Genomic DNA, 18321 nt, shown 5'->3' with positions numbered 1-18321 from the left:
GCGTTCTCCCAGCCTCCATCATCGCTGGCCCGGGAGGGAGCTGTGAACCGCCGGGCCCCGACGGTCGGTGACCGTCGGGGCCCGGGGAGTCACGCCGGCGCTCAGGCGTGCCGGCGGACCTCCACCGTGCGGAACCGGTTGGCGACGAACGCGCCGTCGCAGTAGGCCGAGTTGGCGGCCGGGTTGGCGCCGGTGCCGTGCAGGTCGGAGAAGGCGGCGGTCTGGTTGGGGTAGACGCCGCCGGTGAGGTTGAGCGAGAGCGAGACGCCGGCGTCCAGCGCGGCCTCGACCAGCAGCTGCTCCACCTCGGGCGAGGTGGTGTAGCCGGAGGCCGTCATGGCGCCCTTCTCGCGGACCGTGGTGCGCAGCAACTCGATGCCGGCGGGGGTGGATTCGACGGCGACGGCGAAGGAGACCGGGCCGAAGCACTCGCTGCGGAAGACCGCGCGGTCGTCCGGCTTGTCGGCGTCCAGCTTGACCAGGGCGGGGGTGCGCAGGGTCGCGCCGGGGAACTCGGGCGAGGTCACCGGGCGCGGGGCGAGGACGAGTTCCCCGTACTCGCCGCCGGCCGCGGCGGCCGAGCGCTGCAGCACGCCGGGGTTGACCACGGCGCCGAGGACGGCGGCGGCGCGGGCGTCGTCGGAGAGCAGGCCCTCGATCGCGCCGGCCAGGTCGGTGACGACCTCGTCGAAGGACTTGTCGCCCTGGTCGGTGGTGATGCCGCCGCGCGGGACGAGGACGTTCTGCGGGGTGGTGCACATCTGGCCGCTGTAGAGCGAGAGCGCGAAGGCCAGGTTGCCGAGCATGCCCTTGTAGTCGTCGGTGGAGTCGATGAGGACCGCGTTGACGCCGGCCTTCTCGGTGTACACCTGCGCCTGCCGGGCGTTCTCCTCCAGCCAGTCGCCGAAGGCGGTGGAGCCGGTGTAGTCGATCATCTTGATCTCGGGGCGGACCGCGAGGGTGGCGGCGACGGTGCCGCCCTCGTGCTCGGCGGCCAGGCAGACCAGGTTCGCGTCGTAGCCGGCCTCGGTGAGCACCTCGCGGGCGATCGCGACGGTCAGCGCCAGCGGCAGCACGGCCCGCGGGTGCGGCTTGACCAGCACCGGGTTGCCGGTGGCCAGGGAGGCGAACAGGCCCGGGTAGCCGTTCCAGGTGGGGAAGGTGTTGCAGCCGATCAGCAGCGCGAGGCCGCGCGGGACGACGGTGAACTCCTTGGTCATCACCAGCGGGTCGCGCTTGCCCTGGGGCTTGGTCCAGCCGGCCTGCCGGGGCAGCCGGGTCTGCTCGGCGTACGCGTAGGCGACGGCCTCCAGACCGCGGTCCTGGGCGTGCGGGCCGCCGGCCTGGAAGGCCATGCCGTAGGCCTGGCCGGTGGTGTGCATGACGGCCTGGGCGAACTCGTGGGAGCGGGCGTTGATCCGGTGCAGGATCTCCAGGCAGACGGCGGCGCGCTCCAGCGGCGAGGCCGCGGCCCAGCCGGGGCGGGCGGCGGTGAGCGCGGCGATCAGCGCGTCCGGGCCGGCGTGCGGGTAGGTGATGCCCAGCTCGACGCCGTACGGGGAGGTCTCGCCGCCGACCAGGTCGCCGTCGGTGGGGTGGCCCGCCAGGGCGAAGGGCTTGCCGAGCAGCGCGTCGAAGGCGGCCTTGCCGTCCGCCGGGCCGCTCTCGCCGTACGCCTTCGGGAACTCGGGGTAGGGCGACCAGTAGTCGCGCTTGGCGGCGGCGTCGAGCGCGGCGTCCAGGGTGGCCTGGTGGCGCGCGACCAGCTCGCTGACGAGGGGGTGGGTGACCGCTGCGGACATCTGTGCGCTCCTCAGAGGGGAGGACGGGACACGTCACAGAGTAACCGAACGATCGGTCGGCTCAAGAGGGTGCAGGGAGGGGAATCCGCCGGGACGTGAGCCGGGGCATCTACCGGGACATCCGCCAGGACATCCGCGGAACGGACGGAGGGCGCGTCCGTGGCGGACGCGCCCTCCGAACCTTCCGCACCGCGCCGACTACGGCACGCCCAGCTCGAACAGCACGTACCCGCCGTACCAGCCGGAGGCGATCGCGCCGCTGCCCAGCACCGCGGCCAGCACCGGCCAGCTCAGCTTGCGCATGCCCACCGCCAGCGCGATGAACAGCGGGAACGCCGGCAGCAGGTAGCGCGAGGTGTTGCCGAAGATGCCGAGGCTGCCGAGCACCGAGACGATCGTGGCCAGCGTGTAGGCGGTCAGCACCAGCGGCGGGCGCAGCCGGATCATCAGCACGATCAGCACCGGCAGGGTGAGCACGATCAGGGTCGCCAGCAGGTCCGGCACCGGGAACGCGAAGGGGTAGTCGTTCCGGCCCAGCAGCACGCCGCGGATCGCGTGCCAGGTGCCCTGGCCGCCGTCGAAGTAGTGCAGCCAGGCGTCGTGCTGCAGCCGGAAGTAGCCGCCCCACTCGCCGGTCTTCCAGCCCACCCAGCCGACGTAGCCGAGCAGGCCGACCGGGGCCAGCAGCATCGCGGCCAGCGGGCGCAGCACCCCGCTCTCCCGCCGGTACAGCTCGACCAGCGCGGCCAGGCCGACCGCGCCGATCAGCGCCGCCGCGGTCGGCCGGTTGAGCCCGGCGACCAGGGTGATCACCCCGGCCGCGACCCACTGCCTGGTCATCACGGCGTAGCAGGCCCAGGCGGCCAGCGCGACGAAGGTGGAGTCCGAGTAGACCGCCCACTCGGCGCCCGAGCCCGGGGCGATCGCCCAGATCCCGGCCGCGATCACGCCCGCCCGGACGTCCCCGGTCAGCTTCTCCACCACGGCGTAGATCCCGGCGGCGGCGAACAGCGAGGCCACCACCGACACCAGCATCCCGGCGCCGTACAGGCCGAGCGGGGTGACCTCCGAGGTCAGTCGCATCAGGCCCGGGTAGAGCGGGAAGAAGGCGGCCGAGTTCTGCTCGACGTTGAAGCCCTCCGGGCCGGGGATCGCCACCAGCGCCGGGTGGTAGCCGAACTGGGCGACCTGCTGGTACCACCAGCCGTCCCAGCTGGCCAGCACGTCCCAGGGGTTGGCGCCGCCGCCGAACCTGGCCGGCTTCTTGGCGTAGTCGCCGGCGAACGAGAGCAGCTTCATGAACACCGTGAAGCCGATCAGCTTCAGCAGCGCGTAGCACCACACGGCCGGGCCGAACCGGACCACCAGCGCCCGGGCGCGCTCCTGCCAGGCGCGCGACTCCTCGGGCTCCCCGCTGCGCTGCTCGGGCACGTCGGAGGCGACTGCCGGTATTGCGTTCATCAGCCGTGGACCCCAGCCTGCTGGACGTGGACGGATCGTCCGCAGATTCTAGGGCCTGGCCCTCCTGACCGGTGCGGACCGAGAGGACCCGATCGCGTACCGCGCCGGGCGGCCGGGGATACTCGGAGGATGGCCGATCACACCACGCGCACCGCCTACACCGTTGAGTCACTGCTCGCGGTGACCGTCGACGTCTTCAACGAGCGCGGTTACGACGGCACCTCGATGGAGGACCTGTCCCGGGCGGCCGGGATCTCGAAGTCCTCCATCTACCACCACGTCCGCGGCAAGGAGGAACTGCTGCGGCTGGCGGTCGGCCGGGCGCTGGACGGACTCTTCGGGATCCTGGCCGAGCCGGCGGCGGTCGAGGGCCCGGCGGTCGAGCGGCTGGAGCACGTGGTGCGGCGCACCGCCGAGGTGCTGCTGGCCGAGCTGCCGTACGTGACGCTGCTGCTGCGGGTGCGCGGCAACACGGCCACCGAGCTGTGGGCGCTGGAGCGGCGCCGGGACTTCGACCACCAGGTCGCGGAGCTGCTGCGGGCGGCGGTCGCGGACGGTTCGCTGCGCGCGGACGTGGAGCCGCGGCTGGCCACCCGGCTGCTGTTCGGGATGATCAACTCGATCGTGGAGTGGTACCGGCCGGGGCTCAAGGCCGCCGACGGCGTCGCGGACGCGGTGGTGCACCTGGCCTTCGACGGCCTGCGGGCCCGGTAGCCGGCGGCGCTTACACGGGGGGTGCCGGGTCCGGGGGGACCTGGTCGGTCTCCTCGAAGACCAGCATGGTGCGGGTGCCCAGCACCTGGGGGATGGACTGGATGCGGTTGAGCACGAGCTCCCGCAGGGTCCGGTTGTCGGCGGTGTGCACCAGCAGCAGGACGTCGAAGTCCCCGCCGACCAGGGCGATGTGCGCGACCCCGGGCAGTGCCAGCAGCTGCTCGCGGACGGTGCGCCAGGAGTTCTGGACGATCTTCAGGGTGATGTACGCGGACGCGGCCTGACCTGCCCGTTCGTGGTCCACCCTGGCCGTGAAGCCGCGGATGATGCCGTCCTCGACCATCCTGGAGATCCGGGCGTACGCGTTGGCCCGGGAGACGTGCACCCGCTCGGCCACCGAGCGGATCGAGGCCCGGCCGTCCTGCTGCAGCAGCCGCAGGATCGACCGGTCCACCCGGTCGAGTCTGGACATCTGTTCAGCCGACATGACCCCCCACCCTCACCGATTGGACGTAATGCCACCAGTCGACCGCCGCTCAGGCCGAATGTCCACCACCTTGTCACGCTTCTGGCCAAGATGAACAGACGACCGAACAATCGGTAGGGAGCCCCCGCCACCCCTGGAGGTGCCCCGAGATGACCGTTCTCGACCACAGACACCACACGGGCGTGCCCGGTTGGTCGCCCGGAGCCACCGCCCCGCGCACCGACCCGGCCCCCCTTCTCCCGGACCTCTCCCCCGTCCGGGTGCTCGGCACCCCCGCGCTGGAGAAGTACGAGCCGGCGCTGCTGCGCGAGCTCTACCGGCGCCTGGTCGTCGGCCGCCGCTACAACCAGCAGGCCACCACCCTGACGAAGCAGGGTCGACTCGCCGTCTACCCGGCGTCCACCGGCCAGGAGGCCTGCCAGATCGCCGCCGCGCTGGTGCTCGGCGAGCGGGACTGGCTGTTCCCCAGCTACCGCGACACCCTCGCCGTGGTCTCCCGGGGCGTCGACCCGCTGGAGGCGCTGACCCTGCTGCGGGGCAACGCCCACACCGGCTACGACCCGCGCGCCAGCCGTACCGCCCCGCTCTGCACCCCGCTCGCCACCCAGGCCCCGCACGCCGTCGGGCTGGCGCACGCCGCCCGGCTCAGCGGCGAGCCCGCCGTCGCGCTGGCGATGCTCGGCGACGGCGGCACCAGCGAGGGCGACTTCCACGAGGCGCTGAACTTCGCCGCCGTGCTCAACGCGCCGGTGGTCTTCCTGGTCCAGAACAACGGCTACGCGATCTCCGTACCGCTCAGCGCGCAGTCCGCCGCGCCCAGCCTGGCGCACAAGGCCGTCGGCTACGGCATGCCGGGCCGGCTGGTCGACGGCAACGACGCCCCCGCCGTGCACTCCGTGCTGGCCGAGGCGGTCGAGCGGGCCCGCGGCGGTGGCGGTCCGACCCTGGTCGAGGCCCTGACCTACCGGATCGAGGCCCACACCAACGCGGACGACGCCACCCGCTACCGCACCGAACCCGAGGTGGCCGCCTGGCGGGACCACGACCCGATCCTGCTGATGGAGCGCGCGCTGCGCGGACTCGGCGTGCTGGACGACGCCCTCGTGCGGGAGTCGGCGGACGAGGCGGAGGCGCTGGCGGCCCGGATGCGGGCCGAGTTCCACGCCGACCCGGCCCTGGACCCGATGGCCCTGTTCGCCCACGTCTACGCCGAGCCGACCCCGCAGCTGCGGGAGCAGGCCGCCCAGTTGTCCGCCGAGCTGGCCGCCGAGGCCGAGGTGCAGCACTGATGTCCACCGTCGTCTCCTCCGGTGCCCGTACCGCCTCCATGGCGCAGGCGCTCAACTCCGCGCTCCGGGACGCCATGCGCGAGGACCCGGCGGTGCACGTCCTCGGCGAGGACGTCGGCGCGCTCGGCGGCGTCTTCCGGATCACCGACGGGCTGACCGCCGAGTTCGGCCCCGACCGCTGCCTGGACACCCCGCTCGCCGAGGCCGGCATCCTCGGCACCGCGATCGGCATGGCGATGTACGGGCTGCGCCCGGTGGTCGAGATGCAGTTCGACGCCTTCGCCTACCCGGCGCTGGAGCAGCTGTTCTCGCACGTCGCCAAGATGCGCAACCGCACGGCCGGCCGGCTCCCGCTGCCGATCACCGTCCGGATCCCGTACGGCGGCGGCATCGGCGGGGTCGAGCACCACAGCGACGCCTCCGAGGCGTACTACACCAGCACCCCCGGCCTGCACGTGGTCACGCCCGCGACGGTGGGCGACGCGTACGGGCTGCTGCGCGCCTCGATCGCCTCCGACGACCCGGTCGTCTTCCTGGAGCCCAAGCGGCTCTACTGGGGCAAGGACGGGTTCGACCCGGCGGCGCCGGTCGAGCCGATCGGCAAGGCCGTGCTGCGGCGCGCCGGGACGTCCGCCGTGCTGATCACCTACGGCCCCTCGCTGCCGGTCTGCCTGGAGGCGGCCGAGACGGCGAAGGCCGAGGGCTGGGACCTGGCCGTGCTGGACCTGCGCACCCTGGTGCCGTTCGACGACGAGACGGTCTGCCGGGTGGTGCGCTCGCTCGGCCGGGCCGTGGTGGTGCACGAGGCGACCGGCTTCGGCGGCACCGGAGCGGAGATCGCCGCGCGGGTCACCGAGCGCTGCTTCCACCACCTGGCCGCGCCCGTACTGCGGGTCACCGGCTTCGACATCCCGTACCCGCCGCCGATGCTGGAGCACCACCACCTGCCCGGGGTGGACCGGATCCTGGACGCGGTCGCCCGGCTGCAGTGGGAGGACCGAGCATGATGCCCGTCGTACGGGAGTTCCGGCTGCCCGACCTCGGTGAGGGGCTCACCGGGGCGGAGGTGGTGCGCTGGATGGTCGAGGTCGGCGAGGTGATCGCGATCGACCAGCCGGTGGTGGAGGTGGAGACCGCCAAGGCCGTGGTGGAGGTGCCCTGCCCGTACGGCGGGGTGGTCACCGCGCGGTACGGCGAGGAGGGCGAGGAGATCGCCGTCGGCGCGCCGCTGGTGACGGTCGCGGTGGCCGCGCCGGGCGGGGGCTCCGACGAGCCGGTCGGGTCTGCTCCCGGATCCTCGGCTTCGGCCGGGTTCTCGGCTTCGGCCGAGGTGGAGCGGCCGCTGGTCGGGTACGGCGTCGCGGAGACCGGGAAGGGCGGGCGGCGGCGCCGGGTCGGTGCGGCTGCTCCTGCTGTTCCCGTCGTTTCCGCTGCGCCTGCTGCTCCGGCTGTTCCCGCTGTGCCGACTGCGCCTGCTGCTCCGGCCGTGGTGCCGGTGATCTCGCCGCTGGTGCGGCGGCTGGCCCGGGAGCAGGGGGTCGACCTGACTGCGCTCACCGGCAGCGGGCCGGACGGGCTGATCATGCGGGCGGACGTCGAACGGGCGGTCGCGGCCATGGTGGCGGCTCCGGTCGCGGCCAAGGCCGCCGGGACCGGTGCGGCCGGTGCGTCCGTCGGGTCCGTCGCTTCGGAGAACGTCGTCCCGTTGCGCGGGCTGCGCAAGGCGGTGGCCGAGAAGCTCAGCCGCAGTCACCGGGAGATCCCGGCCGCGACCTGCTGGGTGGACGCCGACGCCACCGAACTGATGGCGTTGCGGCGGCAGTTGAACGCGACCCCGGGCCCGAAGGTGAGCGTGCTGGCGCTGCTGGCGCGGATCTGCACGGTCGCGCTGGCGCGCTTCCCCGAGCTCAACTCCTCGGTGACCGAGGACGGTTCGGGCATCGTCCGGCACCCGGCGGTGCATCTGGGCTTCGCCGCGCAGGGCGAGCGCGGCCTGGTCGTCCCGGTGGTGCGGGACGCGCAGGACCGCAGCACCGAGCAACTGGTCGAGGAGCTGGCCCGGTTGACCGAGTCGGCGCGCAGCAGCTCGCTCTCCCCGGCCGAACTGACCGGCGGCACCTTCACGTTGAACAACTACGGGGTGTTCGGCGTGGACGGTTCCACCCCGATCCTCAACCACCCCGAGGCGGCGATGCTCGGGGTCGGCCGGATCGTGGCCAAACCCTGGGTCCACGGCGGGGAGTTGGCGGTGCGCGAGGTGACGCAGCTGTCGTTCACCTTCGACCACCGGGTCTGCGACGGCGGGACGGCGGGCGGATTCCTGCGGTTCGTCGCGGACTGCGTGGAGCAGCCCGGGATGCTGCTGCGGCAGCTCTGAGGGCATCCGCCGCGCACGGACGACGGTTGCCCTGGGTGGACGGGGGGCCACTCAGGGCAACCGCGATCGAGTGAGAGTAGCGCGTTCCCGGGCCGGGTGTCCGGGCTTCGCGCGATTTGTCGGATGAGCAGTTCGGGCGTGCCACGCTGCCTAGGCGTCAGCAGAGACAAGCCAGGTGGTGGCGCAGGCCGGCCGGAGGCGAAACGATTCTCTTGGGTACTCGAAACGTAGCGGTGAAGTCCCGCAGAACACTTCTGGTCCGCACCGGGCACGGTTCGGCGGGGGCCTCCTCCGTCCCGGGCCTGCCGGAGCTCCCGTCCGAGGACCCGGCGGTGCGGCAGGCACGCCGGTCGGAGGAGCCCCGCTCGGCGGAGCCGGTACGGCCGCCGATGCCGCTGGACCCGCCGGACCTCCCGCCGGTGGCCGCGCCTCTCGCCCCGGCGATGCCTCTCGCTCCGGCCGAGCCCGTCGTTCCGGCCGCGACCGGAATCCCGGCGATGCCCGGCATCCCGGCGATGCCCGCCGAGCCGCCGGCCGTCCCGGCGCCGAGCTACCCGGAGGCGGTCATGACCACCGGGACCTCGCCCGCCTTCCGTCCGCTGTTCGCCGATGCCCCCGGGCTCAACTGGGCCGGGCCGGGCGACAGTTGGAGCGACGCCTGGGCCGTTCAGCCGCCCGTCGAGCACCCGTCGGCCGCCGTGCCGGCCGCCGCGCCGGCCCTCCCGGCCGGTGGACAGCTCGTCCCCGCCGTCGAACTCCCCCTCACCGCCCGGGACATCGAGCTGATCCGGGCCAGCCTCGCCGTCGTCGAGCCGGTCGCCGACCGGGCCACCGCGCACTTCTACGCGCTGCTCTTCCTGCAGCACCCCGAGGTCCGCTCGCTCTTCCCCGCCGCCATGGACGTCCAGCGCGACCGGCTGTTCCGCGCCCTGCTGGACGCCGCGCGCGGCGCCGAGGACCCGGTGGCCCTGACCGCCAAGCTGGGCGGGCTCGGCCGGGGCCACCGCCGGTACGGCACGCTGACCGGCCACTACGCCCCGGTGGGGGAGTGCCTGGTGCAGGCACTGGCCCGGTACGCGGGCGCCCGCTGGGACGCCGAGACCGAACTGGCCTGGCGCCGCGCCTACCGGCTGATCTCCTCGATCATGATCGAGGCCGCCGAGGAGGCCGCCCGCACCTCGCCGCCCTGGTGGCAGGGCGAGGTCGTCCGGCACGAGCGCCCCGCCCGGGACATCGCGGTGATCACCGTCCGCCCCGACCAGGCGTACCCGTTCCGGGCCGGGCAGTACACCAGCCTGGAGACGCCCTGGTGGCCGCGGGTCTGGCGGCACTACTCCTTCGCCACCGCCCCCCGGCCGGACGGGCTGCTGACCTTCCACGTCAAGGCCGTCCAGGCGGGCTGGGTGAGCAACGCGCTGGTCCACCGGGCCGCGCCCGGAGACGTCCTGCGGCTCGGCCCGGCGGCCGGGTCGATGACCGTCGACCACACCGCCGGCGGGGACCTGCTCTGCCTCGGCGGCGGCACCGGCATCGCGCCGGTCGGCGCCCTGGTCGAGGAGATCGCCGGGCACGGCGTGCCCGGCCGCCGGGTCGAGGTGTTCTACGGGGCCCGCCGCGCCGCCGAGCTGTACGCGCTGGACGGGCTGCGCGAACTGGCCCGGGTCCACCCCTGGCTGACGGTCCGCCCGGTGCTCTCCGGCACCGGCCCGGCCGAGGGCGCGCTGACCGGCGAATTGCCCGAGGTGGTGGGCCGGTTCGGCCCGTGGGCGGACCGCGAGGCGGTGCTCAGCGGGCCGCCCGCGATGGTGCGCCGGGGCGTCGGGGTGCTGCTCCGGGCCGGCGTCCCGGCCGAGCGGATCCGGCACGACCTGGTCGGCGACCTGGCCGCCGGGTGATCACCCGAGATCGGGCGCGAGCAGCGCGCGGATGCCCTCGATGTTGGCCGCCAGGTACGCCCGCAGCCGGGGCGGCACCACATTGACCGAGGTGACCCCCTCCCGGGTGAACGGCAGCCGGACCACCTCGTACTCGCCGTTCGGCTCCGTCACCTCCGGCCCGTGCCGCCGGCTGAGGTCCATCGAGGCGAGCCGGCAGACGAAGAAGTGCTGCACCTTGACCCCGTGCGGATGCAGCGGCGTCCCGTCGTCGTGGTGCGTGTGGCTGATGGTGTCGACGAAGGCGGGCACCACGTCCACGACCTTGCCGCCGAGCTCCTCGTCCACCTCGCGGTGCAGCGCCTCGACCACCGTCCGGTCCTCGCGCTCGACCCCGCCGCCGGGCGTGATCCAGTACGGGTGCGGCGCGCCCGGCCGGACCCGCCGGATCAGCACGATCGACGCCGGGCCGTACGGATCGTCGGGGTCCAGCTCCAGCAGGATCGCCCGGGCGGTGCGCTTCACGACCGGGCGCGGTGGCGGGGTTCGGTTCTCGTGGTCCATGGCCACCTCCGGGGCTGGAGCGTTGTGCGGGAGTCTCCCGCGCCGGGAATGCGTCGAAACCCGGGGAATCGACCGAAACGCGGACCCGCCCGGGCCGCCACCGCGCGCGTCGCGGGAACCGCAGAACGAGAGGTAGGGGCGCCATGCAGCACAGCACCGTCCAGGGCCACCTGGTGATGGACCTCCTGGTCTCGCAGGAGCTCTCCCTCCGCATCCGGGTGGACCTGGCGTACGAGGCCGCCGACCCGTACGCCGTCCGGTTCACCTTCGACCTGCCCGGCGACGCGCCGGTCACCTGGTACTTCGCGCGGGAGCTGCTGCTCGAAGGGATCGGCGGCCCGGCGGGCGAGGGCGACGTGCACATCCACCCGGTCGGCGAGGAGCGCTCGGAGGTCCGCGTCGTGCTGCGGTCCCCGCACGGCCGGGCCGCGCTGCGGGCCCCGTCGGCGCCGCTGACCGCCTTCCTGGCGCGCACCGGCCGGCTGGTGCCGATGGGGCGGGAACTCGCCGGGCGGGAGCTCGACGCCGAGCTCGCGGACATCCTCAGGGGGCGCGAGAACGCGGGGTGAAGCGCGGGGTGCGGCGCGGGGTGGGGGCCGGCCGCGGCTGGGCGGACGACGAAGGGGCCCGTCCCCGGTGGACCACCCGGGTACGGGCCCCTCGCGCGGGCGCACGTCGGCGGTCAGTCGTCGTCCAGGGCCAGGTGCAGGCCCCAGGCCACCAGGCTGATGATCAGCGAACCGACCAGCGCGTTCCCGAAGTTGTTCACGTGGAAGTCCAGCTCCAGCCTCCCGGACGCCCACGAGGTCAGCATCAGCATCAGCGCGTTGATCACGAAGGTGATCAGGCCCAGCGTGAGGATGAACAACGGGAACGAGAACAGCTTGACCACCGGCTTGATCAGCCAGTTGACGAGGCCGAAGACCACGGCGACGCCGAGCACCGTGAGTGCCTTGTGCTGCCAGTCGGCCTTGCCCTGGGCGAGTTGGATGCCGCTGACGATCCAGGCGGCGACCCAGATGGCCACCGCGTTGATCAGTGTCTTGATGACGAAACCCTTCATGCCGCCCAAGAGTGGCAGGCCGGGCCTCCCGGGGGAACCACCACACGGCGGGTTGGTGTTGAATGCCCCTGGTCCCGGAGGTGGACGGACGGTCCCGGAGCGGACGAAGGAGGACGGCGGCGGTGAAGCTGTTCCGGCTGGACGAACTGGACGCCGAACGGGCGGCCAACGACGGCGCGTACCTGCGGTTCCTGCGCGAACCGCACATGTCCGCCGGGCTGTACGCGCTCTCCCCCGGCGACACCGACCCGCAGACGGCGCACGACCAGGACGAGATCTACCAGGTGATCAGCGGCCGCGCCGAGCTGACCGTCGGTACCGAGACCGCGACCGTCGGCCGCGGCACCGTGGTGTACGTCCCGGCCGGCACCCCGCACCGGTTCCACCACGTCACCGAGGAGCTGCGGGTGCTGGTCGTGTTCTCGCCGCCGGAGGCCTGAGCGGCCCGGAGGGCTGAGCGTTCCGGAGGCCTGAGCGTTCCGGCGGGCTGAGCAGGGAGAAGGAGGGCTCGCTTAGGGTCGTCCGCATGACCCGCAGCCTCACCGAAGAACTCTGGGCCTCGATCGAGCCGGTCTACGCCGAGATCCTCGCCCACCCCTTCCTCGCCGGCCTCACCGACGGCACCCTGCCGCGCGAGGCCTTCCGCCACTTCGTCGTCCAGGACTCGCACTACCTGCGCGACTACGCCCGCGCCCTCGCCGTCTGCGCCGCCAAGGCGCCCGGTGAGCAGGACGTCCGGGCCTTCGCGGACGACGCGGTCGGCGCGCTGGCCGCCGAGCAGGGCATGCACGCCGAGTTCCTGACCGCCTTCGGCGGCACCGCCGAGCAGGCCGCGGCCGAGCCGGTGCTGCCCACCACCCGCGCCTACACCAGCTACCTGCTGGCCACCGTCTACGGCGGGTCCTTCGCCGAGGCGCTCGGCGCGGTGCTGCCCTGCTACTGGATCTACGCCCGGGTCGGCGAGGCGCTGCTCGCCCAGGGCTCCCCCGAGCCGCTCTACGCCCAGTGGATCGCGACCTACGGCGACGAGGCGTTCCAGTCGGTGGTCCGCCGGGTGCTGGCCCTCACGGACCGGATCGGCGAGGAGCTCTCCCCGGCCGAGCGCCGCAAGGTGGTGGACCACTTCGTGACCACCTCGCGCTACGAGTGGATGTTCTGGGACGCCGCCTGGCGCGGCGAGCGCTGGCCGGTCTGACCGGCGGCGGAGCCCGTTCCCGGCCGTTCGGCGGGGGTCTCCCGGGGGGTCTCCCCGTAGATCCGCAAGGGGTGTTCCCGGGGGTCGGGGTCGGGGTGATCTCGGGGTTCTCTCCGGGCCGTTGGCCCTCGTTCCGGCACTCCGGCCCCCGTACGATCGAAGTATCGAAAGCAAGCGGGATGCGGCACCGGACGGCGGCCGACCCGAGGGGAGAAGAGGAACCGACATGGCTGAGCTCTGGAAGTCGCTGCCCTCCTGGGTGCGCAACATCGTCATCCCGGTGCTGGTCCTGGTGCTGGCCTGGAACATCGTCGCCTTCGTCTTCGGCGTGGTCGGGGCGCTGGTCTGGTTCGCGATCAAGCTGCTGGTGGTGGTCGGCATCGCGGCCGCGGTGGTGATCCTGGTGAAGAAGGCCGCCAGGAGCTGACCGCCCTCCCCCGCACCGCCGCCCTGAGGCCCGGTCCCCGTCACGGGGAGCCGGGCCTCGGCCGTTCCCGTTCCCGGGCATCCCGCCCGCCTTCCTCCGCCTGCTGCCTCCGCCTGCTGCCTCCGCCTGCTGCCTCCGCCCGCTGCCTCCGCCCGGCGCTTCCGGCCGGTGGACCCGCTCTGGACCTGCGCCGATCGGCTCGCTACGGTGTTGGGCGTCATGTGCAGGCAACACCGCCTGCGACGCGGGAGCTCGGAGCACCGGGCTGAGAGGGCGCTGACCGGGACGTCGACGGACGGACCGACGGCTGCGTCGACCGCAGGAACCTGGACCGGGTAATGCCGGCGTAGGGAGTAGAGGTCAGATGACCACGTTCGACGCACAGCCGCAGTCTGCCCAGAGCGCCCCCAGCAGCGAGCGCACGGGCTACCCGACCCCGGCTTGGCGCAAGGCCTACCGCGAGGGATCCCGCCCCGACCTGCGGGTCCCGTACCGCGAGGTGCGGCTCACCAACGACAAGTCCGTCCCGCTGTACGACACCTCCGGCCCGTACACCGACCCCGCGTACGAGCCCGACGTGCGGCGCGGCCTGCCCGCCCTGCGCGACCCGTGGATCCGCCAGCGCGGCGACGTCGAGGAGTACGACGGCCGCGAGCCGCGCCCCGAGGACGACGGGATCAAGCACACCGCTCCGCGCGGCGGCAACCTGCGCAACCTGGACGCCGTCTTCCCCGGCCGGCCGCGCCGCCCGCTGCGTGGCCGGGGCGGCGTCGCCGTCACCCAACTCGCGTACGCCAAGCGGGGCGTGGTGACCCCGGAGATGGAGTTCGTGGCGCTGCGCGAGGGCCTCGCGCCCGAGTTCGTGCGCGACGAGGTGGCCCGCGGCCGGGCCGTCATCCCGGTCAACGTGAACCACCCCGAGGTGGAGCCGGCCGTCATCGGCACCAACTTCCTGGTGAAGATCAACGCCAACATCGGCAACTCCGCCGTCACCTCCTCGATCGAGGAGGAGGTGGAGAAGATGACCTGGGCCACCCGCTGGGGCGCCGACACCGTCATGGACCTCTCCACCGGCCGCAACATCCACACCACCCGCGAGTGGATCCTGCGCAACTCCCCCGTGCCGATCGGCACCGTGCCGCTCTACCAGGCCCTGGAGAAGGTCGACGGCAAGGCCGAGGAGCTGAGCTGGGAGGTCTACCGGGACACGATCATCGAGCAGTGCGAGCAGGGCGTCGACTACATGACCGTCCACGCGGGCGTGCTGCTGCGCTACGTCCCGCTCACCGCCCGCCGCAAGACCGGCATCGTCTCGCGCGGCGGCTCGATCATGGCCGCCTGGTGCCTGGCGCACCACCAGGAGAACTTCCTCTACACCAACTTCGAGGAACTCTGCGACATCCTCGCCGCCTACGACGTGACCTTCTCGCTCGGTGACGGCCTGCGGCCCGGCTCCATCGCCGACGCCAACGACGAGGCGCAGTTCGCCGAGCTGCAGACCCTCGGCGAGCTCGGCCGGATCGCCCGCGAGCGCGACGTCCAGGTGATGATCGAGGGCCCGGGCCACGTCCCGATGCACAAGATCAAGGAGAACATGGATCTCCAGAAGGAGATCTGCGACGAGGCGCCGTTCTACACCCTCGGCCCGCTCACCACGGACGTCGCCCCCGGCTACGACCACATCACCTCGGGCATCGGCGCCGCGATGATCGCCTGGTGGGGCACCGCGATGCTCTGCTACGTCACGCCCAAGGAGCACCTGGGCCTGCCCAACCGGGACGACGTCAAGACCGGCGTGATCACCTACAAGATCGCCGCCCACGCCGCCGACCTCGCCAAGGGCCACCCCGGCGCCCAGGAGTGGGACGACGCCCTCTCCGACGCCCGCTTCGAGTTCCGCTGGGAGGACCAGTTCAACCTGGCCCTCGACCCGGAGACCGCCCGCGCCTTCCACGACGAGACCCTCCCCGCCGAACCGGCCAAGACCGCCCACTTCTGCTCCATGTGCGGTCCCAAGTTCTGCTCGATGAAGATCTCCCAGAAGATCCGCGACGAGCACGGCGACGGCGCGACCGCCGTGGCCTCCGGCTACGACGCCGAGGCCGAGGCCGGCATGCAGGCCATGTCCGAGGAGTTCAAGGCCCAGGGCAGCCGGGTCTACCTCCCCCTCGCCGACTGACACCCCCGCACGGCCCGAGGATGGGCGCCGCTTCACGAGGCCGACGGCCTCCGGGAGCGGCGTCCGTTCGGTTTCCGGTTCGGGCCCTGACGGCGATCGAGGTGGACGATGCGTTCTGGCGAAGGCCCTGCGCTCCGGAGGTGCCCCTGCCGAGCGTCCGGCCTCTGATATTTCGACAGTGCGTCGCTCCGGCCATCGGTCTCTGCCATGCTGTGGACCGAGTGTGACGAGACGTTGGACCATGCCGGGGCGTGCTGACCATGCGTCAGGCATGTGGGGTAGGAAGGCTGATTCCTTGGCTGATGGGACCGCGCGCGGCGAGGGTTTAGCAGGCCTCGTTCCGCAGTCGAGCAGGCCCGTCGTAGCGGTGGTCGGAAGCACCCCGACGGGGGATTCCGAGCGAGCTGACGGCAGTGTTTCGGCCGCACGGGCCGCCGAGGAGATCGGTGCCGCCCTCGCCGTGCGGGGATGCGAGCTGATGGTCTATTCGAGCTCGCCCGCGTTCCTGGAACACCATGTTGTCACCGGGTACCTCGCCGGGGCGCCGATCTCGGCCCGGTCGATCCGGGTGCGGCCCCCGTTCGACCATCCGCGTATCGACTTCGCGCAGATGGACCAGCACGAGGAGGCCTTCGAGGTCCGCCATGAGGCCGGGGAGGACTGGGAGGTCGCCTTCTACCGGTCGCTGAGCGAGGTGCAGGGGATCGTCCTGATAGGCGGCGGCCGGACCACCCTGGTGACCGCGATGGTAGGACTGGCCTTCGAGATACCGCTGGCGCCGGTCGCAACCTTCGGCGGTGGCGCGCGCAAGGCCTGGGAGACGCTCGGCAGGGTTCGCAACCAGGCTACGGAGGACGAGATCTCCGATCTCGGGGCCGGCTGGCGGCCCGGTTCCGGTGAGCGCGTGGTGGAGATCCTGCTGGAACAGCACCGCCGTCGGCTCACGCAACAGCGGCAGCGGGAGGAAGGCCGTCGGTCTCAGGCGCGGCGCGCGGGTCTGGGCCTCCTGGTCGGAACGGTGATGTTGCTGGCCGCCCTGGCGACGATCCCACTCACCTATGCCACCACGGGCAGCGCTTCGCTGAACCTGACCGCGCTCATCCTGGGCTCCTTGCTGGCGGCCATCTCCGGGGCCATCACCAGGACCTCGGTCGACCGCGGTGGCGACTGGTACCGAGCCTCCGCTCTCGGTATGGCCGCCGGTGCGGTGGCCTTTCTGCTCTTCGTGACGGCGCAGTTGGCCACATCGCCGGACATTCTGGCCGGACCCGGCGCCAGAAGGCTGCTGTTCTTCGTGGTGTCCGTCGGTTTCATCGCGGGATTCACCTCCGATGCGGTCTACGCCAAGCTGCGGCAGCAGGACGTCCTCGACATGTCCGGGTTGAATACGTCAGTGACCTCCCCGACGGCCGCGGAGGAGGAACCGGGTGGGCGCTGACCGCGCACTTGCCGAGCGGCCCACCGTGTTCCTGAGCCACCGCTACCGGTCCGCAGACGTCAACCTCTTCTTCTGGCGCATCATCAGTGAGGTCCAGGAGGTGGCGTTCCGGGTCGACGAGGGCACCATGTTCACCAGCGTCACCCGGCTAGAGCGGCTGATCCGCGATGCCGACGGTTTCGTCGGCGTCTATCCGCTTCCGGGGGATTCCCAGGAGTCCTGGGACCTGGCGGAGTTGCGCCAGGAAGCCCGTTACTTCCTGCTGGAACTCGGCATCGCCATCCGCGCCCAGCGGCCGGCCATCGTGTTCTGCGACCATCGCTATCGGCGTCTGATGCAGTCGCCGCCGAGTGTCATGGTGATCGAGTACGACCCGCAGGAGATCTCGGATGCCTCGGATTCGGCGTTGGTCGCCAGGGTCAGCCGGGCCTACCGGGCCTTCGTCGAACGGCTGAGCCTCGCGATGGGCATCAGGAGGAAGGCGCGGGCTCACCAGGCCGGAAGGGTAGGACTGCTGCTGTCGCGCGAGTACCAGCCGGAGGTCCGCGAAGCCCTGGAACAGGTGCTGAACGATACGGCGTGGGAGCCCGCGCCGTTACCCTGGCCACCGAGGTTCGACCCGGAGCTGATGACCCGGCTGCGTAGGCTCGACTGGGCGATCCTGGCCCTAGACGACCCGGCGGCGCAGATGACGGCGGGCTTCGTCCTCGGGCACGGTGTGCCGCTGCTGCCGATGCTCCACGAGCGGAACGGCCCCCAGGCCGAGACCGCCGAGGAGGTGCTGTTCGGGGAGTCGGAGGTTGGGCACCGCAAGGCGATGCTCCGGTGGGAGTCCGAGGCGGATCTGGTGCCGGCGTTCCGCACGCATCTGAAGGTGATCGGTCAGCAGCCGCGCTACATCCGGGACGCCGGCCAGGCGGCCGAGTACTTCGCGTCGGCCAGCAGGCGCAAAGAGCAGGTCTTCCTCAGCTATGCGCGCGAGGACAGCGTGGTGGCGGCGGAGTTCAGCACTCTGCTGCGCGGCTCGTTCCAGAAGGTCTTCGACTACCGGGTGCAGGGTGCGATACGAGCCGGTGCGAACTGGATGGCCGAGCTCTCCGACGGGCTCTCCACCAGCGCGATCGGGGTGCTGCTGTTCTCGTCCAGTTACTGGCAGAGCAAGTGGTGCACCATGGAGGCGGAACGGCTCTACCGGGCCCACATCGAGGGCCGTGCCCGACTGCTTCCGGTCTGCCTGGAACGAACCGCGGTGCCGGAGCCGTTCAGCGGGCTCCAGTACCGGGCGCTGTACCAGTCGAGCGCCGAGGACATCGTTGCCGAGCTCGTGCGCGAGTTCCCGCTCGCCGAGTCGCTGGAGGCGGTCGCTCTGCCGGACTCCCGGCGGCCGCGCGTGGAGAACTTCGGGGACTGAAGCAACCGATGGAGTCAGTGCCCGGGGCAACCGGCGCTAC

Annotated in this window: 17 protein-coding genes; 12 read left to right on the top strand and 5 right to left on the bottom strand. The window is 72.4% G+C overall.

The genetic code is table 11. The features are described from left to right. Positions 1–101: 101 nt before the first annotated feature. Together paaN and ACYP53_RS08280 are read right to left on the bottom strand one after the other, a co-directional pair. The gene (gene paaN / locus ACYP53_RS08285) at positions 102–1802 is read right to left on the bottom strand and encodes a phenylacetic acid degradation protein PaaN (RefSeq protein ID WP_459647042.1); all 1701 of its coding nucleotides are present in this window, start codon (positions 1800–1802) and stop codon (positions 102–104) included. A gap of 198 nt (positions 1803–2000) precedes the next feature. After that, positions 2001–3263, bottom strand: coding sequence for a glycosyltransferase family 39 protein (locus ACYP53_RS08280; protein ID WP_189913314.1), 1263 nt, complete (start codon positions 3261–3263; stop codon positions 2001–2003). Positions 3264–3392: 129 nt separating this feature from the next. On the opposite strand from ACYP53_RS08280, the gene ACYP53_RS08275 reads away from it, so the two are divergent. Beyond that, positions 3393–3977 (top strand): TetR/AcrR family transcriptional regulator, encoded by a 585-nt coding sequence (locus tag ACYP53_RS08275; RefSeq protein WP_189913315.1) that lies wholly within the window; start codon positions 3393–3395, stop codon positions 3975–3977. 10 nt (positions 3978–3987) lie between these two features. Here ACYP53_RS08275 and ACYP53_RS08270 read toward each other — a convergent pair whose 3' ends face one another. Beyond that, on the bottom strand, positions 3988–4449 hold the full coding sequence (locus tag ACYP53_RS08270; protein ID WP_189913550.1) for an Lrp/AsnC family transcriptional regulator: 462 nt from the start codon (positions 4447–4449) through the stop codon (positions 3988–3990). Between the two features lie 164 nt (positions 4450–4613). Between ACYP53_RS08270 and pdhA the strand changes: the two genes are divergently transcribed. The 4 genes from pdhA (at position 4614) to ACYP53_RS08250 (ending at position 10025) form a co-directional block, all read left to right on the top strand. Further along, positions 4614–5753: a pyruvate dehydrogenase (acetyl-transferring) E1 component subunit alpha gene (gene pdhA / locus ACYP53_RS08265; RefSeq protein ID WP_189913316.1), complete on the top strand. Its 1140-nt coding sequence runs from the start codon at positions 4614–4616 to the stop codon at positions 5751–5753. Further along, complete coding sequence (locus ACYP53_RS08260) at positions 5753–6760, top strand: alpha-ketoacid dehydrogenase subunit beta (protein WP_189913317.1); 1008 nt, start codon at positions 5753–5755, stop codon at positions 6758–6760. Before pdhA ends, ACYP53_RS08260 begins: the two co-directional genes overlap by 1 nt. After that, entirely contained in the window at positions 6760–8130 is a 1371-nt protein-coding gene (locus tag ACYP53_RS08255) for a dihydrolipoamide acetyltransferase family protein (protein WP_459647960.1), read from the top strand. Before ACYP53_RS08260 ends, ACYP53_RS08255 begins: the two co-directional genes overlap by 1 nt. A gap of 233 nt (positions 8131–8363) precedes the next feature. Next, positions 8364–10025: a globin domain-containing protein gene (locus ACYP53_RS08250; protein ID WP_459647041.1), complete on the top strand. Its 1662-nt coding sequence runs from the start codon at positions 8364–8366 to the stop codon at positions 10023–10025. On the opposite strand, the gene ACYP53_RS08245 is transcribed toward ACYP53_RS08250, so the two are convergent. Then, positions 10026–10568, bottom strand: coding sequence for an NUDIX domain-containing protein (locus tag ACYP53_RS08245; RefSeq protein ID WP_189913318.1), 543 nt, complete (start codon positions 10566–10568; stop codon positions 10026–10028). It lies immediately after the preceding gene. A 143-nt stretch (positions 10569–10711) separates the two neighbouring features. Here ACYP53_RS08245 and ACYP53_RS08240 point away from each other — a divergent pair, with 143 nt between their 5' ends. Then, positions 10712–11137, top strand: coding sequence for an SsgA family sporulation/cell division regulator (locus ACYP53_RS08240; protein ID WP_459647040.1), 426 nt, complete (start codon positions 10712–10714; stop codon positions 11135–11137). A gap of 113 nt (positions 11138–11250) precedes the next feature. Here ACYP53_RS08240 and ACYP53_RS08235 read toward each other — a convergent pair whose 3' ends face one another. Continuing rightward, entirely contained in the window at positions 11251–11631 is a 381-nt protein-coding gene (locus ACYP53_RS08235) for a phage holin family protein (RefSeq protein WP_189913320.1), read from the bottom strand. 122 nt (positions 11632–11753) lie between these two features. Here ACYP53_RS08235 and ACYP53_RS08230 point away from each other — a divergent pair, with 122 nt between their 5' ends. The 6 genes from ACYP53_RS08230 to ACYP53_RS08205 all read left to right on the top strand — a co-directional run bounded on the left by ACYP53_RS08230 (position 11754) and on the right by ACYP53_RS08205 (position 18281). Then, positions 11754–12071, top strand: a complete 318-nt coding sequence (locus tag ACYP53_RS08230) for a cupin domain-containing protein (RefSeq protein WP_459647039.1) — start codon at positions 11754–11756, stop codon at positions 12069–12071. A gap of 86 nt (positions 12072–12157) precedes the next feature. Beyond that, positions 12158–12826 (top strand): thiaminase II, encoded by a 669-nt coding sequence (gene tenA / locus ACYP53_RS08225; protein WP_189913322.1) that lies wholly within the window; start codon positions 12158–12160, stop codon positions 12824–12826. A 226-nt stretch (positions 12827–13052) separates the two neighbouring features. Next, on the top strand, positions 13053–13253 hold the full coding sequence (locus tag ACYP53_RS08220; RefSeq protein WP_189913323.1) for a DUF5326 family protein: 201 nt from the start codon (positions 13053–13055) through the stop codon (positions 13251–13253). Positions 13254–13617: 364 nt separating this feature from the next. Beyond that, entirely contained in the window at positions 13618–15432 is a 1815-nt protein-coding gene (gene thiC, locus ACYP53_RS08215; protein WP_189913324.1) for a phosphomethylpyrimidine synthase ThiC, read from the top strand. Positions 15433–15799: 367 nt separating this feature from the next. Next, positions 15800–16870, top strand: a complete 1071-nt coding sequence (locus ACYP53_RS08210; RefSeq protein WP_459647038.1) for a hypothetical protein — start codon at positions 15800–15802, stop codon at positions 16868–16870. Then, positions 16860–18281, top strand: coding sequence for a toll/interleukin-1 receptor domain-containing protein (locus tag ACYP53_RS08205; RefSeq protein WP_459647037.1), 1422 nt, complete (start codon positions 16860–16862; stop codon positions 18279–18281). The genes ACYP53_RS08210 and ACYP53_RS08205 overlap by 11 nt, the downstream gene beginning before the upstream one ends. The last annotated feature ends 40 nt before the right edge of the window (positions 18282–18321 follow it).

Source organism: Kitasatospora sp. Ki12, assembly GCF_054601375.1.
Note: the sequence above shows the minus strand (reverse complement) of the source record. Positions and strands in the feature narration are given on the sequence as shown.

Excerpts from the sequence above, each read along its gene's own strand:
- paaN (WP_459647042.1), bottom strand. The coding sequence starts at position 1,802 with ATGTCCGCAGCGGTCACCCACCCCCTCGTCAGCGAGCTGGTCGCGCGC.
- ACYP53_RS08280 (WP_189913314.1), bottom strand. The coding sequence starts at position 3,263 with ATGAACGCAATACCGGCAGTCGCCTCCGACGTGCCCGAGCAGCGCAGC.
- ACYP53_RS08275 (WP_189913315.1), top strand. The coding sequence starts at position 3,393 with ATGGCCGATCACACCACGCGCACCGCCTACACCGTTGAGTCACTGCTC.
- ACYP53_RS08270 (WP_189913550.1), bottom strand. The coding sequence starts at position 4,449 with ATGTCCAGACTCGACCGGGTGGACCGGTCGATCCTGCGGCTGCTGCAG.
- pdhA (WP_189913316.1), top strand. The coding sequence starts at position 4,614 with ATGACCGTTCTCGACCACAGACACCACACGGGCGTGCCCGGTTGGTCG.
- ACYP53_RS08260 (WP_189913317.1), top strand. The coding sequence starts at position 5,753 with ATGTCCACCGTCGTCTCCTCCGGTGCCCGTACCGCCTCCATGGCGCAG.
- ACYP53_RS08255 (WP_459647960.1), top strand. The coding sequence starts at position 6,760 with ATGCCCGTCGTACGGGAGTTCCGGCTGCCCGACCTCGGTGAGGGGCTC.
- ACYP53_RS08245 (WP_189913318.1), bottom strand. The coding sequence starts at position 10,568 with ATGGACCACGAGAACCGAACCCCGCCACCGCGCCCGGTCGTGAAGCGC.
- ACYP53_RS08240 (WP_459647040.1), top strand. The coding sequence starts at position 10,712 with ATGCAGCACAGCACCGTCCAGGGCCACCTGGTGATGGACCTCCTGGTC.
- ACYP53_RS08235 (WP_189913320.1), bottom strand. The coding sequence starts at position 11,631 with ATGAAGGGTTTCGTCATCAAGACACTGATCAACGCGGTGGCCATCTGG.
- tenA (WP_189913322.1), top strand. The coding sequence starts at position 12,158 with ATGACCCGCAGCCTCACCGAAGAACTCTGGGCCTCGATCGAGCCGGTC.
- ACYP53_RS08220 (WP_189913323.1), top strand. The coding sequence starts at position 13,053 with ATGGCTGAGCTCTGGAAGTCGCTGCCCTCCTGGGTGCGCAACATCGTC.
- thiC (WP_189913324.1), top strand. The coding sequence starts at position 13,618 with ATGACCACGTTCGACGCACAGCCGCAGTCTGCCCAGAGCGCCCCCAGC.